Here is a 16,720-nt window from a genome sequence, read left to right as displayed (position 1 = left end):
GTTATTGCTGTGCTTTTTTTATTTGGAGCCATATCCATTAACATGCGGATATGGCTCTGTTATATTCTCAGGGCAAAAAATCAGTTTGAGGCATCTCTTTGGCTACTCCGTTTTGGTATAACGCAGCGTTATCTGTTCTAAAACCGTTGTATCGGTCGCGTATTAAAAAGCGGGCCGAGAGTGAAGCGCAGTATCAGCAGGAAATTGTAGAGCGTTTCGGGCCATTTCAGCCGCCGAAAAATCTGCAGGCGATCTGGTTTCATGTGGTCTCGGTGGGGGAAACCAATGCGGCCCAGCCTTTAATTGAGCATTATTTAAAAGCCGGTCATCCGGTACTGGTCACCAACACTACCAAAACCGGACAGGCACGTGCTAAAGCTCTTTTTCTTAAAGAACCCTATTTAAATTTATTTCAGGCCGTTTATTTACCAGCCGATCAAAAACATCTGATTCGGGATTTTTATCAGAAATATCAGCCGAAATTATTGCTGTTAATGGAAACCGAGCTGTGGCCGAACCTGATTGATCAGGCCCAAAACTTCCATGTGCCGTGCCTGTTGCTGAATGCGCGTCTGTCCGAAAAATCGGCCAAAGGCTATGCCAAAGTCTCCGGCCTGACCCGGGCGATGTTGCAGGGTTTGACGCAGCTGTTGGTGCAAGATCAGGCCTCACATAGCCGCTTTGTAGCACTGGGTGCAGTTGCTGAACAGACTCAGGTGGTGGGTAGTATCAAGTTTGATATTAGTGCGCCGCCGGCCTTTATTGAACAGGCCAACATGTTGCAGCAGGACTGGCAGCTGGCAGGCCGTAAAGTGATCACACTGGCCAGCACCCATGCTCCAGAAGAAAAAGATGTGCTGGCCGCGTTAAAACCAGCCCTGATGGCAGATCCGGCGCTGGTTTGTATTGTGGTACCGCGCCATCCGGAACGTTTTGATGAGGTCTTTCACGCGGCACAGGCCTTGGATTTGCGTACCCAACGCCGCAGTTTGGGACAAACTATTGAAGCGGATACCCAGGTCTATCTGGCCGATTCAATGGGCGAAATGTGGCTCTGGTACGGTCTGAGTCAGGCCTGTTATGTCGGTGGTTCTTTAAATGAACCGGGCGGTGGACACAATATTCTGGAGCCGATTGCGCTGCATGTGCCGACCATTCTGGGCAAGAATTACTTTAATTTCCAGACTATTGTCGATGAGTTTGTCGATGCTCAAGCGGTAGAAGTGGTAGAGAATGCTCAGCAGGCAGCTACGACTTTGCTGAAGGTTCTAAATGATGCATCCAAGGCTGAGAGTTTAAATACCGCAGCACAAAAGATTATGCAGCAGAATCAGGGTTCACTGGCAAAGCATATTTCGGTGATTGATCAATATCTTTGATGCTATTCTGATGGGTAAAGAAGCTGATTTTCATGGATTTACGATATCAGCTTAAAACTGAGCCTTCTCTTTATAGATTTAATACCAGGAACTCTGCTTTCTTTTACTTTTGTTTTGGTAAAAGGAGTCCTGCCTCGGACCGTTGTGGATGACGTTTCCGCCTATCCAGTGATGGGTTTGTTGAGTTATTTTTTTATGAATATTGTCCTTCTTGATCCTCGCCAAACTGAATCTGAATTGTGGTCGATTAGTTCAACGCGGCAGTTAGCGCATTTGCAACAGCATCTGGATATTCAGGTTGGTGATACCTTGAAAGTAGGGATTCGTGAAGGCAAACGGTATCTCACGGAAATTATCGAAATTACAGACAAAACGGTTCGCCTAAAACCGTTAAAAGAAGAAGCCGTGCCAGCAAAATTGCCAGTGACGTTAATTGTGGCTTTACCACGGCCGAAAGTGCTGCGCCGTTTAATTATGGATGCAGTCACAGTCGGGGTAGAAAAAATTATCCTGATCCATAGCTTTCGGGTCGATAAAAGCTACTGGCAGACGCCATTTTTACAGCAGCTGGAGCATTATATTGAACTGGGGCTGGAGCAGGCCGGCGATACCATTGCACCAAAAGTTGAACTGTACAAACGCTTTAAACCTTTTGTTGAAGATGTTTTACCGGGTCTGATTAGCGCCGATTGTCCCGCCTATGTGGCACATCCCTATGCAGAGATGCGCATGCCTGCCGCGATTCAGCATCCGTGTAGCATCGTGATTGGGCCGGAAGGCGGTTTTATTCCTTATGAGGTCGATCTTTTGATACACAACGGCTGCCAGGCAGTAAGTCTGGGCAACCGGATTATCCGTACAGAAACTGTGATTCCGTATGTGCTGGGACGTTTATTTAGCCTCTGAGCTGTCTGCCACCGATGGATCACCGCGATAGACTTTCACTTCCTGCACCGGGTAAGGAATGGAAATGCCCTGTTCGGCAAAGCTTTGAATGACTTCTTCCTGAATTTTACTGATAGATGCCGCGCTATTGGTTTCGCTGGTATTAATCCACCATTGCACGCGTAAATTGACCGAGAAATTGGCCAGCGCATCGACATTAACGCTAAATTCCGGCTGGGTCAGAATGGTCGGGTCACGTTTCAGAATGCACATCACCAGATCTTTGGCTTTCTGAATGTCATCTTCATAGCCAATGCCGACCACAAATTCGCAGCGGCGGCGTGGAAAGGCAGTATTGACAGTAATGGCGCTGGTATAGACCGTGGCATTGGGAATCACAATGCGGCGACCATCGGCCGAGCGTAAAAAGGTGGCGCGAATCTGGATATCTTCGACCGTACCTTCCAGTCCATTCACCAGAATGCTGTCGCCAATCTTAAAGGGCTCACCCAGTAAAATCAGCACGCCGGAAAGCAGGTTCTGGAAAATATCCTTAAAGGCAAAGCCAATGGCAACCGAACCAATCCCGAGGGCGCTCATCAGCTGGCTTGGGGTAAAACCAGGAATGGCAATCACCAGACCAATTAAGAAACCGAAGAAGATAATCACCGAACTGCCAACCCGGTTCAGTACCAGCACCAGATTCTGCCGGGTATAACTGCGGTTGGATAAGGTTTTTTTCACAAAAAACTTAAATAACTGGGCAATCAGCCAGAAAATCAGAATCACGCCAAGCGCGATCAGGAAATAGGGCACACGCTCCCAGAAGCCTTCCATGATTTTATCAATAGCAGAATAAGCATCATTGTATTTATGGGTATGTTCAATGACTTTCTGGGTGGTTTTTTCCGTGGCCTGTTGAATCAGCTCGGAAGTTTCTTGGGTGACTTCGCCCAGTTGGGTTTTTTCTTCGGCCACGAATCTGCCAGTCCTCAGCAATAAAATCGTATTTTGCCTGAAATCCGGCCGGATTTTAATAAATATTCTGCAAGCGCGCTGCCGATTTTTGCAAAGTACACTGCGGTTTTGACTGCAAGCGGGTTGTTTTTATAGATAAAGCTACTGCTTTTATACTGAAAAGTACGGCAAAGACATTGAATCTGCTGGTGTATCTGTGCTTAAAATTAAATCAATCGCTACGACCAAAGCATGATTGTGGTGGAGAAAAAATAAGCGTCATACTGCTGATATGCAGAAATAAAAAATGAAGAATGTGGCATACATCTCGTGATGAGATGAGAGAAGATCAAGGAAGTATAATATGAATGAGATCTATCCTGTACCCGAAGAATTTAAGAAAACTGCGCGTACCAACGAGGCAGAATATTTCGAACGTTATCAGCAATCCATTGAACAACCCGACGAGTTCTGGGCCGAGCAGGCCAAGCGTCTGGACTGGATTAAACCGTTTACCCAGGTCAAAAATACCAATTTTGATCCGGACAATTTCAAGATTGAATGGTTTGCCGATGGCCAGCTCAATGTCAGTGCCAACTGTCTGGACCGGCATTTAAAAGAACATCCTTATAAACCGGCAATTATTTGGGAAGGTGACCATCCTTCACGGCATAAAATTATTTCCTACCGTGAGCTGTACGATGAAACCTGCCGCTTTGCCAATGTGCTGAAGAAAAATGGCGTCACCAAAGGCGACCGCGTAGTGCTGTATATGCCAATGGTGTCCGAGGCTGCCATTGCCATGCTGGCCTGTGCCCGGATTGGCGCGGTGCATTGTGTGGTGTTTGGTGGATTCTCTCCAGATTCGCTGGCCAGCCGGATTGAAGACAGCCAGGCCAAACTGGTGATTACCGCAGATTCGGCCATGCGCGGCGGCAAGCCGATTTATTTAAAGGCCAATGTCGATCAGGCCCTTACTGTGGCCGGTACCGAGTCGGTGCAAAACGTGATTGTGGTCCACCGGACCGGTAACCCGATTGAAATGAAAGCCGGGCGTGACCTGTGGTATCACATGGAAATCATGACGGTCAATGAAATTTGCCCGCCTGAGCCAATGAATGCCGAAGACCCGTTATTTATTTTATATACTTCCGGCTCGACCGGTAAGCCGAAAGGGGTGCTGCACACCACCGGCGGTTATCTGACTTATGTCAACAGTACCTTCCGTGAAGTTTTTGATATTAAACAGGATGATGTGTTCTGGTGTACCGCCGATGTCGGCTGGGTGACCGGGCACTCCTATGTAATTTACGGGCCATTATCGAATGGCACCACCACAGTGATGTTTGAAGGTGTGCCGCAATATCCGACCTGGGCGCGCACCGGGCATTTGATTGATAAACACAACGTCACGATTTTATATACCGCACCCACTGCGATTCGCGCCATGATGCGTGAAGGTGACAGCTTTGTACGGGAAAGTGACCGTAGCAGCCTGCGTCTGCTGGGTTCGGTCGGTGAACCGATTAACCCGGAAGCCTGGAATTGGTACTACACTGTGGTTGGTGAAAGCCGCTGCCCAATTGTGGATACCTGGTGGCAAACCGAAACCGGCGGGATTCTGATGTCGCCGCTACCAGGGGCAACGCCACTGAAACCGGGCTCGGCTACGCGTCCACTGTTTGGGGTACAACCGGCCCTGGTCGATGCTGAAGGCAATGAGCTGGAAGGTGAAGCCGAAGGGAACCTGATTATCAAGGATTCCTGGCCGGGGCAAATGCGCACCATCTGGGGCGATCCGGCTCGTTTTATTGAAGCCTATTTTGCCACCTATCCGGGCAGTTACTTTACCGGAGATGGCGCGCGCCGCGATAAAGATGGCTATTACTGGATTACCGGCCGGGTCGATGATGTCCTGAATATTTCCGGACACCGCCTAGGCACGGCTGAAATTGAAAGTGCGCTGGTGGCACATGATGCAGTGGCTGAAGCCGCGGTGGTGGGCATGCCGCATGATATTAAAGGTCAGGGCATTTGTACCTTTGTTACCCTGCAAGCCGGCGTGACAGAAAGTGATGAGCTGCGTACCGAACTGGTCAACTGGGTCCGGAAAATTCTGGGACCGGTGGCCACTCCAGATGCGCTACATTGGGCGCCGGCTTTACCAAAAACCCGTTCTGGTAAAATCATGCGCCGGATCCTGAGAAAAATTGCCGCCAATGAGCTGGATAGTCTGGGCGATACTTCGACCCTGGCAGAACCACAAGTGGTAGATCAGCTGATTGCCACGGTGCAAGCCAGCCGTTAAAAAATAAATATTAAAATACCGCCTCTCGCAGGCGGTATTTTTATGCTGAAAGCCGTGTAGCATAGCTGGACAGGATGCGAGCACAACAGCCAGCTTCACCCACGACAAAACCATTATCAAGGATATGATTTTCAGATGAACCCGACTACGACCACTGTTTTAGACCCGCTTGAAATTGCCCGGCAACTGGCTCACCAGTTTGCCCAGACCGCTGCTGAACGTGACCGGCAGGGCGGTAATTCCAAAGCAGAGCGTGATCTGATTCGCCGTAGCGGGTTGTTGAGTTTATCAATCCCGACAGAATATGGCGGGCAGGGTGCAACCTGGCCGACCATATTTAAAACGGTCCAGATTTTGGCACAAGCGGACAGCTCCTTGGCGCATGTCTATGCATTTCATCATTTACTGATTGCCACCGTGCAGCTGTTTGCCCAACCCGCACAATATCAGCACTGGTTACAACAGACAGTTCAGCAGCAGCTGTTCTGGGGCAATGCCCTGAATCCGCTGGATCGGCGTACCACGGTCACACCGGTTGCAGATTCTGAATATCTGTTTCAGGGCGATAAAAGCTTCTGCTCCGGTTCGGTCGATTCAGACCTGTTGCTCTGTTCCGGTTATGATGCGACCGGCAGGCTTTTGATTGCGGTGATTCCGAGTACCCGGAGTGGTGTCCATTTTCTGGGTGACTGGCACAATATGGGACAGCGCCAGACCGATAGCGGCACGACCCATTTTGAACAGGTGCGTGTTCATCAACATGAATTGCTGCTGAATCCCGGACCGCTAAGTACGCCTTATGCCAGTTTGCGGCCACTGATTGCACAACTGATTTTTGTGCATCTGTTTTTGGGTGTGGCCGAAGGGGCATTTGAAACCGCGATTCAGAGCGTGCAAGGTCAAAAAGCCTGGTCCAAATCTCGGGTCGAGCAGGCGGTGGATGACCCGTTTATTCAACGGCATTGCGCCGAGTTTTATCTGCAGCTAGAAAGTGTCCGGCTTTTGGCAGATAAAGCCGTGCAGAGTGTGCAGCAGGCTTGGCGCATCGGACCGGAACTCACGGCTGAACAGCGCGGTGAAGTAGCGGTGGCCATTGCTACGGCCAAAATTGCCTCCACCAATACCTCTTTATATATTACCGAGCAGATGTTTCAGGTAATGGGCGCACGGGCCACCACCGCCCAGCTGAATCTGGACCGCTTTTGGCGCAATGTGCGTACTCAGACCCTGCATGATCCGGTAGATTATAAATATCAGGAACTGGGCGAATGGGTGCTGACTGGCAAAGTGCCAGATCCCAGTTTTTATTCTTAGGACTAAAACCGCTTCATTCTCATTTCATTGAGTCAGATAAAATGAAAAAATCCCTCAAGCCGAGTCTTGAGGGAAAAATAAGGGGCCTGTTGTTGTGTTTATTTGATCCGATATTACAGCGATGTTTCGCTGCAAGCTTGCGGATCCAGGCTGCTGCAAGCCTAAATCCGCAGGATCAATGGCCAAGACTACACTCGGAAGAAGGGAATGCCAGCGGGTCAGCCGATTAAGCCACTTGTGGTTTGACCTTGTTCTGATGCAGACGCGATTCTGCTGCATTCAGACTAGGTACCGCAGCAGAAGGCAGTACTTCATCCTGCTCAATCTGTTTATTAATGCCCAGGTTCTGGTTGGTCTGCTGGGTTTTACTTTTCACCACTTCGGCGCGCTGGCCTTTGGCTGGTGCCCATTCCAGAATGGGCAGGGCGCGTGCCACAGCCAACGTAATCCGGTCACGCAGGGCCTCGCTATGGATGGTGTATTGCGGGGTAAAGTCACGGTCTGTGGCATAGACGCCAATAGGCAAGGTTTGCGCCTGGAAAAAGCTGAATAAAGGACGCAGCTGATGTTCCAGTACCAAGGCATGGCGGTCACTGCCCCCCGATGCTGCCAGTAATACCGGGACATCTACCATCGCAGTCTGTTCGACAAAATCAAAGAAATGTTTGAATAGACCGGTAAAGGAGGCGCGATATACCGGTGTACCGACAATTAATGCATCCGCCGCTTCAACGGCAGCCAGATCATCCTGCACGCGTTGTGGTAACTGCTTGCGGTAAATGGCACCGCCCAGCAAAGGGGCAATTTCACTGAATTTAATAAAATGCACCTGAATCGGGGTGGCTTCGCCCAGTTCATCAATAATGGCTTGCACCAAAGCTTCGGTTTTAGACGGATAATTTAAGCCGCCCGATACTGCGACAATATTGAGTGGTTTGGTTGAATTGAAAACAGACATAGGCTTACCTGAATTGTGGTTGATCTCGGAATGTCTGTTATTAATCAATAGTTGAATTACCCTGTAAAATAAGCAAATACAGAAAAGTTATCTGTTTTTCAGATAACTTTAAAATGAGCAATTAATAATTAAATTTAATGGAATAAATAATTGAAATTTATACTTATATGCGACTCAGATAAGCATCTGAATCAGGCTGATAAATGTTATATCAAAATCAGATTTCCTATCTCAGATTTAAGAAAATATGAATAATCGGACAAAAAATCTCGTTTAAGCCAAAAATAGTTCACTCTTGTATATCCTTAACTGCATTTGTATGGGTAGAATAGGAGCCATTGTGCACAAGATCTCTCACGTCACTTATGAATATTTTAATCGTTGATGATCATCCGCTGTTTCGTCATGCTTTAATTCAGGCTGTACGCTATAGCTTACCGCAAGCTCAAATTCATGAAACTGCTGCAGTCAATGAGTTCTATGAACGTTTAGAAAAAGGACCTGAACCTGATCTTGTTCTCCTCGATTTAAACTTGCCAGGCGCTTCGGGTTTCTCGGCGCTGGTGCATGTGCGTGCACAATATCCTTCAATTCCGATTATTGTGGTGTCGGCACATGAAGAAGTGTCGATTATCCAGCGTGCCATTGCGCACGGTGCCATGGGGTATATTCCAAAATCTGCCCATCCAAGCCATATTGGCGAAGCGATTCGTCAGGTGCTGGAAGGGGAAATCTGGTTACCGCCAAACCTGCCGGCCAATGTCAATTTTGACCCGCGTGCTGCCGATGAAACTGCACTGGCAGAGCGGATTCAGTCCTTAACGCCGCAGCAGTTCCGTGTGTTGATGATGGTGGCTGAAGGTTTACTGAATAAACAGATTGCCTATGAACTGGACGTTTCTGAAGCGACGATTAAGGCACACGTGACGGCGATTTTCCGTAAACTGGGCGTACAAAACCGCACCCAGGCGGTATTGGCGATTAATGCGCTGAATATTGAAGAAAAGAAAATCTAAATATTGAAAATATATAAAAAGGACATCAAATGATGTCCTTTTTTTTTTGCAGGTCGGCTAAGACTTAAGCCAGACAATCCTGTTTCGGTGTGGCATCGGTACAGAACAGCGGATTCAAAGCGCATTGCAGCTCATCAATCTGTTCCTGGGTCACATAGTCCTGAGATTTTAAGTAGTCGGCAATGCGGTCATCGCGCAGGCTTAAAAATGCCGGATCATAGACGCCTAAATCGACAAATAGTGCGGCAGTTTCCAGACTGTTAAAACGGTCCAGATAGACATCATTGCCATACATCAGGAAGATATGATCTTCATGGGAATGAATATCTACGCCTAGACGCTGCGCCAGTTCATGCGGCGGGGTTTTGATAAACAGTAAATCGGACAGTTCATCAAACTGGCTGGTATCGAGTTCGGTTTTATCGGTTTTGACTTTGCCGAGCCAGGCTTTAAATACCAGGACCGCACCACCGCGCAGCAGCATGCTCCAGATCTGGTGACGGGTGGTGGCACCAAGACAGACACATTCAGTTTCCAGCGAACGCAGCAGTTTCTGTTCCTGTTCAGACAGTTTTTCAAACAGGCCCAGTCCTTGTGGTTTATAGGCTGCCGGACTAAATATATCAAAATGCAGTTCATCAAAGACCTGTAAGGCCAGCGGTACAGCGGTTTGATAAATGGTATTCAGGGCTTCAATATGCGCATGTTCTAATTTGCTGTGCTGAAACAGGGTTTTCCAGTCGATGGCCGGCAACAGGGCATTGGCGCCATACTGACGGTGAAACTGTTGGTTCTGCTCATGACCTTGCTGTACTGCGCTTGAAAGACTCATCAAAAAACTCCTCTAGGCTGGATGATGATCAGCTCCGGACAGGACGTTCAGGGGCTCATCTCCAGACTAAACACTGATCTTTTCTTTTTAATGTCTTTTTTATGCGCGTATTGCTACATATCAGATATACGACTAAAGTCTAATGTGTATTTTTTAATCAAAAAATAATTTTAAAAATCATAAGATTAAAATTTTGTAACCAGGTATACAGCTGTACACTGAGATTTTTGGTAGCCTTTGCCATAGTAAATAATTCAATGGAATTTTCTGCCAATGGCTGTCAGGCAGATAGCGCCTGTTTTGAGCAGTTTTGCCTAGCGGGCTGCAATAAATCGCCATTTTCAGGCCCAAAATACAAAACCTCTTTGTTACCGAAGCCGCAAAGAGGTTTCAAAATATGTCAGCCTAAGCTGAAATTTTCAGACCGGATAACCAGGCTCGCAAGGAGGCCGGTTTCAGCGGTTTTTTCAGCAACACGATATTCAGCTCTTTTAGACGCTGCGGTAATTCCGGATCCGAATCGGCGGTAATTAATGCCACTGGTACATTTTCCTGACGGTTGGCCAGAATAAAGTCCAGACCGACTTTATTGTTATTTAAATGCTGATCGACCAGCCAGACCTGAATATTTTCCTGCTGGATAATCTCCAGGGCCTGTTCCGGTTCGGTGGCTTTAAAGACCTGATAGCCCCATTTGCCCAATAAGGTCGCCATGCCTTCTAAAATGGTTTCATCATTATCCAGACACAGAATTTTATAGGCCTTGGTTTTCAGCGGTACGGCCTGAACCGGTGCAGCCACGGCTTTAGGTGCATCCACCACCGGTACTTCAATCATGAAGCAGGAGCCCTGTCCGAGAGTGGAATAGACATAGACCGGATAATCCAGCAGGCTGGTCATACGCTGCACAATGGCCAGACCGAGGCCCAGACCCTGTTCACCCCACGGCGAGGTATGGCCGCAACGTTCAAATTCCTGGAACAGTTTAATGCGCTGTTCTTCGGCAATGCCGGGACCGGTATCCCAGACCCCGATGCGGATATGCTGCGGACGCTGTGCAGAACGTAATACCCCGACCACGACTTTACCTTTGGCGGTATAACGCAGTGCATTGCTGACAAAGTTTTGGATAATCCGGCGAATCCATTGCGGATCGGTGTCAATCCAGAACTGGGCATCATGCACGGCAAACTGGATGCCACGCTGTGCAGCAATGGATTTAAATTGCAGTTCCAGATCACTGAGCAGGTCATGCAGTGGATAAGGCTGACGTTTTGGCTGAATAGTGCCGCCTTCTAAACGGGCAATATCCAGCAGTGCAGACAGCATGCTTTCAGCCCCATGCAGCGCACGATCCAGCTGCTGCAAGGTTTTACGGTCATCATCTGACTGGATGCTTTGCTCCAGCGCGGTACTGAACAGACGGGCTGCGTGCATCGGCTGTAATAGGTCATGACTGGCCGCGGCAATAAAGCGGCTCTTGGACATATTGGCTTTATCGGCCTGTTCGCGCGCCAGCTGCTGTTCGGCCAGGGCATCGGCCAATTGCTGGGTACGGTCTTGTACACGTGCTTCAAGGACCGCTTCATTTTCACGGAAGGCGGTAATATCGGCAAAGGTGGTCACGAAGCCACCGCCTTCAATCGGATTACCGCGCATTTGAATCACGCGGCCATCTTTACGGATACGTTCAAACTCATGCGCACTGCCGACTTTCATCCAGTGAATCCGTTTACGCACGTGTTCTTCCACCGAGCCCGGGCCACATTCGCCGCGCTCGGCGTTATAGCGGATCAGGTCGGCAATTGGACAGCCGACATAGACAATATCTTTTGGATAATCAAACAGTTTCAGATATTGATTGTTCCAGGCCACCAGACACATGTTTTCATCGACCACGCTCACCCCCTGGGTCATGTGGTCGATCATGGTCATGATCAGGTTCTGGTTAAAGCGCTGCCATTGGGAGGCCTGGTCAAGAATATTGGCGACCTGACCTAGCGCCAGACCATTGTTGACCATCGCCGTGGTGAGCAGGGTTCGCGCCGATGCCGCGCCAATGGTGCCGGCCAGGTACTGTTCGGTAAAACGCCACCACATGCCGTTGGCATTGCTGTTTTCATTCAGCACCACATTATTCTGTTCACTGAACTGCCGGAAGGCCTGCATGGTTGGCTCATCGCCGGTAATGCGTTTGGCCAGCGTAATCAGGTCACCGACTTTTAAACGCGCCACATCCTGATGCGAATAGCTGACTTCATTGCTGGTGGTGTGCGATGGCAGCGGCTTGGTTTCATAGTAGAAGAAACTTTCAGCCTGAATCTGTTCAGCCACACTCGGGCGGAATATGCGCGATACCCAGACATACAGCAACAGGTTCATACCAAGTGACCAGACCACACCATGTGTCAGCGGCGCAAATGATTCAAAACCTAACAGCGCTTCCGGACGTAAGCCATTAATACCAAATGGCCCCACAGTTAAATAATACTGGGTAATCGCCGAGAACTGTTCTGGCAGACTGCGTAAAACCGTTGGCCAGAGCAGGGTATAGGCCCACATGATAAAACCGACAATCAGGCCGGCATAGACGCCCTGTTTACTGCCGCCGCGCCAGTACAGCCCGCCAATCAGGGCAGGGGAGAACTGCGCTACCGCACTAAAGGCCAGTAAACCGAAGACCGAAAGCTGGTCAATATCATTAAAGAAATGGAAGAACAGGAAGCCAAGCAGCATCACCGCCAGAATACAGATGCGGCGGGTGAATTTCAGCACCAGTGGCAACCGTTTGTCATGACGCGAAATCAGGCCCGAGCGCCACAGCGCCGGCATGATCAGGTCATTACTGAGCATGATCGACAGCGCCACTGAAGACACCAGCAACATCCCGGTTGAAGCCGAAAAACCGCCCAGGAAGGCCAGTAAGGTCAGCCATTCCTGATTATAGCTGAGCGGTAAGGACAGCACCGCGACATCCGGAATCATCAGATATTGCGGCGCGGCATGTAAGGCCCAGCTGGCAATTGGAATAATCGCGATGGTGGTTAAAATCAGATAAACGGCAAACCAGCGCCGTGCCCCGCGAATATGTTTTTCATCGCGTAATTCGACCACCGCCACGTGGAACTGGCGTGGCAAGCAGATAATCGCCAGTGCGGCCAGCAGGGTTTGCACCCAGAAAGTTTCCGGTACGCCCAACAGCTGCACTTCATGGAAGGTCTGGGCCACATCATTGCTGATCTGCTTCAGGTTATCGGCCGATTCAAAGACAAAGAAACCGGCCACACAGAGCAGGGCAAACAGCTTGACGAAAGATTCAAACGCCACCGCCAGCATTAAACCGCCGTGCTGTTCGGTGTTGGCAATTTGCCGGGTGCCAAACAGCATCGCCAGAATTGCCAGCAGCGCGGTTAAAAACAGTACACCATTGGTGGTACTTTCGACATGGGTGGTCTGATCCAGAATTACGGCAGCACTTAAGGCAATCGCACGTAACTGCAGGGCCAGATAGGGAATAATCGCAATGACTGCCAGAATGGTCACCAGCGAGGCCAGGGCACCACTTTTGCCATATCGCGCTGCCACGAAGTCGGCAATCGAGGAAATGGCATGATGTTGCCGGACCCGACCCAAACGGCGCCAGATGTCATAGCCAACCGCCACGAACAAGAGCGGCCCTAAATAGATCGGCAGGAAGATAATGCCTTCACGCACCGCTGCACCAGTGGCCCCGTAAAAGGTCCAGGATGAACAGTAGACGCCCAAGGTCAGACTGAACAGCAGCATACGACCGCGCGTACTGAGGCGGCTCGCATGTTTTTCACCAAAAAATGCACAAATAAAAAGTAATGCAATATAAAGGGCTAACACCCCGATAATCAGCCAGCTGTTCATAATACCCGCGGTGTATTTATCTCGCGTTATAATACTCTATTCGTGAACGCATCAGTTTGAATTGCTCAAAATTTAACGACCAAAGTCTAAATTACAAGCACCCTACAAACTTGTTAGTTTTCATCATGAATATAATTCGAATTAAAAATTACGCCTAAGGCTGGGCGTTTCAAGGAGTAAAACTATGGATGAGGCTCAAGTAGATCGAATTCTACACAATCCAAAATTCAAAGAAATGGTTGCAAAAAAGCGTAATCTTAGCTGGACGCTTACCGCAATCATGTTAATCGTTTATGTCGGCTTCATGTTGTTAGTTGGCTATAACAAAGAGTTTCTATTATCTTCCATTTCTGGTGGCGTGACGACCTGGGGTATTCCACTGGGTCTGGGCATCATCGTGTTATCTTTCATTTTGTGTGCAGTGTATTCCTATATTGCGAATAACAAGCTGGATCAACTGAATGAAGAAGCAATGCGTGAAGTAGAAGCAATTGCACAACAAAAAGGACAAGACTAAGATGAAATGGACTTCATTGAAGGCGCAAGCTGCTGCAGCTTCTGCGTTGATGATGTCAGGTATGGCTTTCGCCGCACCTGATCTGGGCGCAGCAGAACAACAAGCCACCAACTGGCCTGCAATTATCATGTTCCTGATCTTTGTGGGTGCGACCCTGTTCATTACCAAATGGGCGGCGAAACAAACCACCAATACCAAAGACTTCTATACTGCCGGTGGTGGTATTTCAGGTTTCCAAAACGGTCTGGCCATTGCCGGTGACTATATGTCGGCTGCGTCTTTCCTGGGTATTTCCGCCATGGTGTTTATGTCAGGCTTCGACGGCTTGCTGTATTCACTGGGCTTCATGGTGGGCTGGCCAATCGTATTGTTCCTGATTGCAGAACGTTTACGTAACCTGGGTAAATACAACCTGTCTGACGTAGTTTCCTTCCGTTTATCAGAAAAACCGGTACGTACCCTGGCGGCATTCAGCTCGCTAGTCGTCGTGGCGTTCTATCTGATTGCACAGATGGTGGGTGCAGGTCAGCTGATCAAACTGCTGTTCGGTCTGAACTATAACATCGCAGTTGTGCTGGTTGGTTTATTGATGATGGCTTACGTTATGTTCGGCGGCATGCTGGCAACGACCTGGGTACAGATCATTAAAGCGGTACTGTTACTGTCTGGTGCAACCTTCATGGCTTTCATGGTAATGAAAGGCGTGGGCTTCAGCTTCACTAACATGTTTGAACAATCAATTCAGGTGTTCTCGAAGGTACATGACCTGAGCCTGGCTGATGCAGCCAATATCATGGGTCCAGGTAGCCTGGCATCTAACCCGATTGATGCGATCTCACTGGGTCTGGCATTAATGTTCGGTACTGCAGGTCTGCCACACATCCTGATGCGTTTCTTCACGGTAAAAGATGCCAAAGAAGCACGTAAATCTGTTGTGGTTGCAACCGGCTTTATTGGTTACTTCTACCTGTTAACCTTCATCATTGGTTTCGGTGCGATCCTGTATGTGGCCAACAACCCGCAATTCCTGGATGTTGCGAAAATGGCAGTTACTGGCAAGTTAGAACTTGTTGGTGGTAACAACATGGCTGCGGTGCACTTGTCTGATGCAGTTGGTGGCGACTTGTTCATGGGCTTCATTTCAGCAGTTGCATTCGCCACAATTCTTGCGGTGGTTGCCGGTCTGACCCTGTCAGGTGCTTCAGCAATCTCTCACGACTTGTATGCCAACGTATTCAAGAAAGGTCAAACTACACCTGAATCTGAACTGCGCATGTCTAAAATCGCAACTTTAGGTTTAGCGATCTTCGCTATGATTCTGGGTATTCTGTTCGAGAAACAAAACGTTGCGTTCATGGTGGGTCTGGCATTCTCGGTAGCTGCATGTGCGAACTTCCCGGTACTGGTTCTGTCGATGTTCTGGAAAGGTTTAACCACACGTGGTGCAGTGATTGGTGGGGTAGCAGGCTTAGTTGCAGCAGTCACCTTGATTGTATTGTCTAAAGCAGTTTGGGTAGATACGCTTCAAATTTCTGACACACCAATCAACCCATTCAATGGTCCTGCGATCTTTGCAATGCCACTTTCATTCTTCTGCTGCTGGTTGTTCTCTATCACTGACAACTCTGCGCAAGCACAAGCTGAACGTAAAGCATTCGATGCACAGTTCGTACGCTCACAAACGGGTATTGGTATCTCAGGTGCATCTGATCACTAAGATGAGCAGATATGCCTAAAAAAAGCCCCGCAAGGGGCTTTTTTATGGCTGCGGTTTTTGCTTGCTGGCCCAGTAGGCCTGTAGTTTGCGATATAGCGCTGATTCTTTTTCAAACCAGGTGGCTTTGGCATTCAGTAACAGCTTGGCGACCAGGTAGGCACCCGTGACCTGACCGACCACCGGTAGACCCAACAGCAGACCAATAAAGGCAATTTTACTGACCTTGATGCCAGATACTTTGGCCGCCATCCATTTAAATTCTGACCAGCTGATTTCCTGCTGCTGATAGCGCCGGAACAGTTCATAAATCGCCAGTGAAACACTGGCCACGGAGATGGCCGGAAAGTAGTCCCAGAAATGTTCATCATTCGGGTCTTTGGCGGTGACAATCACATCAATCGCATCTTCCACACTCTGGGTCAGCTCTTTGGTGCTGAGACCAGAACTTTCCAGACCCAACTGTGTCGCGATTTCTTCAGTGGTAAGCAGCGTTTCTTCAGGAGGGGCAGCAATCCAGTCTTTGCCGGTGCCAGTACCTTCGATGACTTTTAGTTGCAATTGCCAGCTTTCACCACTGTGCTGATCGGCCAGAAGCACATCAAAATCGGTATGGTCGCGCTGGTCCAGATACGCGGCATACAGACTGTCGCCATCTTCATGGTCCAGCCGTACAAATTCCATGTCATGCAACATGCCTTTGACCGTCGATACCAGCCCGACAATCTGCTGCTCATCAAAACCCTGTAAATAAGCTTGAATATCTTCCAGAGGGGCGTTTGCCAGTTCAGCATGACTGCGTCTTAATGCGGCCAGTACCGCCTGATCTGTTTCAGTCAGTTGCGGCGTGCGCGCGTTCCAGGCCAGTTTGGCCAATACGGTGGTGATGGCCAGCGCATCAAAATTTTTACGGAGATAGTGAATCGGAGAGGACGATCGGGTCATG

Annotated in this window: 12 protein-coding genes; 7 read left to right on the top strand and 5 right to left on the bottom strand. The window is 48.9% G+C overall.

Annotation, left to right across the window (positions count from 1 at the left end; genetic code table 11):
* Positions 1–98: 98 nt before the first annotated feature.
* Positions 99–1,379: a 3-deoxy-D-manno-octulosonic acid transferase gene (locus FTU69_RS04385; protein ID WP_180103546.1), complete on the top strand. Its 1,281-nt coding sequence runs from the start codon at positions 99–101 to the stop codon at positions 1,377–1,379.
* Between the two features lie 195 nt (positions 1,380–1,574).
* A complete protein-coding gene (locus FTU69_RS04380) occupies positions 1,575–2,285 on the top strand; it encodes a 16S rRNA (uracil(1498)-N(3))-methyltransferase (RefSeq protein ID WP_180103545.1) in 711 nt (236 codons plus the stop codon).
* Here the strand turns inward: FTU69_RS04380 and FTU69_RS04375 are convergent.
* The gene (locus FTU69_RS04375) at positions 2,271–3,242 is read right to left on the bottom strand and encodes a mechanosensitive ion channel family protein (protein WP_016658753.1); all 972 of its coding nucleotides are present in this window, start codon (positions 3,240–3,242) and stop codon (positions 2,271–2,273) included. The genes FTU69_RS04380 and FTU69_RS04375 overlap by 15 nt on opposite strands.
* Positions 3,243–3,585: 343 nt before the next feature.
* Here FTU69_RS04375 and acs point away from each other — a divergent pair, with 343 nt between their 5' ends.
* Both acs and FTU69_RS04365 read left to right on the top strand, forming a co-directional pair.
* Positions 3,586–5,529, top strand: a complete 1,944-nt coding sequence (acs, locus tag FTU69_RS04370; protein WP_005180764.1) for an acetate--CoA ligase — start codon at positions 3,586–3,588, stop codon at positions 5,527–5,529.
* A gap of 135 nt (positions 5,530–5,664) precedes the next feature.
* Entirely contained in the window at positions 5,665–6,843 is a 1,179-nt protein-coding gene (locus FTU69_RS04365) for an acyl-CoA dehydrogenase family protein (protein WP_180103544.1), read from the top strand.
* 226 nt (positions 6,844–7,069) lie between these two features.
* On the opposite strand, the gene msuE is transcribed toward FTU69_RS04365, so the two are convergent.
* Entirely contained in the window at positions 7,070–7,801 is a 732-nt protein-coding gene (gene msuE / locus FTU69_RS04360; protein ID WP_104471907.1) for an FMN reductase, read from the bottom strand.
* A 365-nt stretch (positions 7,802–8,166) separates the two neighbouring features.
* Here msuE and FTU69_RS04355 point away from each other — a divergent pair, with 365 nt between their 5' ends.
* Complete coding sequence (locus FTU69_RS04355) at positions 8,167–8,817, top strand: response regulator transcription factor (protein WP_005180757.1); 651 nt, start codon at positions 8,167–8,169, stop codon at positions 8,815–8,817.
* Between the two features lie 64 nt (positions 8,818–8,881).
* Here the strand turns inward: FTU69_RS04355 and FTU69_RS04350 are convergent, their stop codons facing one another.
* The gene (locus FTU69_RS04350) at positions 8,882–9,649 is read right to left on the bottom strand and encodes a hypothetical protein (protein ID WP_180103543.1); all 768 of its coding nucleotides are present in this window, start codon (positions 9,647–9,649) and stop codon (positions 8,882–8,884) included.
* A gap of 405 nt (positions 9,650–10,054) precedes the next feature.
* Positions 10,055–13,543 (bottom strand): PAS domain-containing hybrid sensor histidine kinase/response regulator, encoded by a 3,489-nt coding sequence (locus FTU69_RS04345; RefSeq protein WP_180103542.1) that lies wholly within the window; start codon positions 13,541–13,543, stop codon positions 10,055–10,057.
* A 184-nt stretch (positions 13,544–13,727) separates the two neighbouring features.
* On the opposite strand from FTU69_RS04345, the gene FTU69_RS04340 reads away from it, so the two are divergent.
* Positions 13,728–14,060, top strand: coding sequence for a DUF485 domain-containing protein (locus FTU69_RS04340; RefSeq protein WP_005180745.1), 333 nt, complete (start codon positions 13,728–13,730; stop codon positions 14,058–14,060).
* Between the two features lies 1 nt (position 14,061).
* Complete coding sequence (locus FTU69_RS04335; RefSeq protein ID WP_005180743.1) at positions 14,062–15,777, top strand: cation acetate symporter; 1,716 nt, start codon at positions 14,062–14,064, stop codon at positions 15,775–15,777.
* A gap of 42 nt (positions 15,778–15,819) precedes the next feature.
* Here the strand turns inward: FTU69_RS04335 and FTU69_RS04330 are convergent, their stop codons facing one another.
* Entirely contained in the window at positions 15,820–16,719 is a 900-nt protein-coding gene (locus tag FTU69_RS04330; protein ID WP_180103541.1) for a hypothetical protein, read from the bottom strand.
* Position 16,720: the final 1 nt, after the last annotated feature.

It is taken from the genome of Acinetobacter sp. YH12134, from assembly GCF_013418555.1.
Classification (GTDB): Bacteria; Pseudomonadota; Gammaproteobacteria; order Pseudomonadales; family Moraxellaceae; genus Acinetobacter; species Acinetobacter indicus.
The sequence above is the reverse complement of the archived record's forward strand: the minus strand, read 5'-3'. Positions and strand labels throughout refer to the sequence as shown.

Excerpts from the sequence above, each read along its gene's own strand:
- FTU69_RS04335 (WP_005180743.1), top strand. The coding sequence starts at position 14,062 with ATGAAATGGACTTCATTGAAGGCGCAAGCTGCTGCAGCTTCTGCGTTG.
- FTU69_RS04365 (WP_180103544.1), top strand. The coding sequence starts at position 5,665 with ATGAACCCGACTACGACCACTGTTTTAGACCCGCTTGAAATTGCCCGG.
- FTU69_RS04340 (WP_005180745.1), top strand. The coding sequence starts at position 13,728 with ATGGATGAGGCTCAAGTAGATCGAATTCTACACAATCCAAAATTCAAA.
- acs (WP_005180764.1), top strand. The coding sequence starts at position 3,586 with ATGAATGAGATCTATCCTGTACCCGAAGAATTTAAGAAAACTGCGCGT.
- msuE (WP_104471907.1), bottom strand. The coding sequence starts at position 7,801 with ATGTCTGTTTTCAATTCAACCAAACCACTCAATATTGTCGCAGTATCG.
- FTU69_RS04355 (WP_005180757.1), top strand. The coding sequence starts at position 8,167 with ATGAATATTTTAATCGTTGATGATCATCCGCTGTTTCGTCATGCTTTA.
- FTU69_RS04350 (WP_180103543.1), bottom strand. The coding sequence starts at position 9,649 with ATGAGTCTTTCAAGCGCAGTACAGCAAGGTCATGAGCAGAACCAACAG.
- FTU69_RS04380 (WP_180103545.1), top strand. The coding sequence starts at position 1,575 with ATGAATATTGTCCTTCTTGATCCTCGCCAAACTGAATCTGAATTGTGG.
- FTU69_RS04345 (WP_180103542.1), bottom strand. The coding sequence starts at position 13,543 with ATGAACAGCTGGCTGATTATCGGGGTGTTAGCCCTTTATATTGCATTA.
- FTU69_RS04330 (WP_180103541.1), bottom strand. The coding sequence starts at position 16,719 with ATGACCCGATCGTCCTCTCCGATTCACTATCTCCGTAAAAATTTTGAT.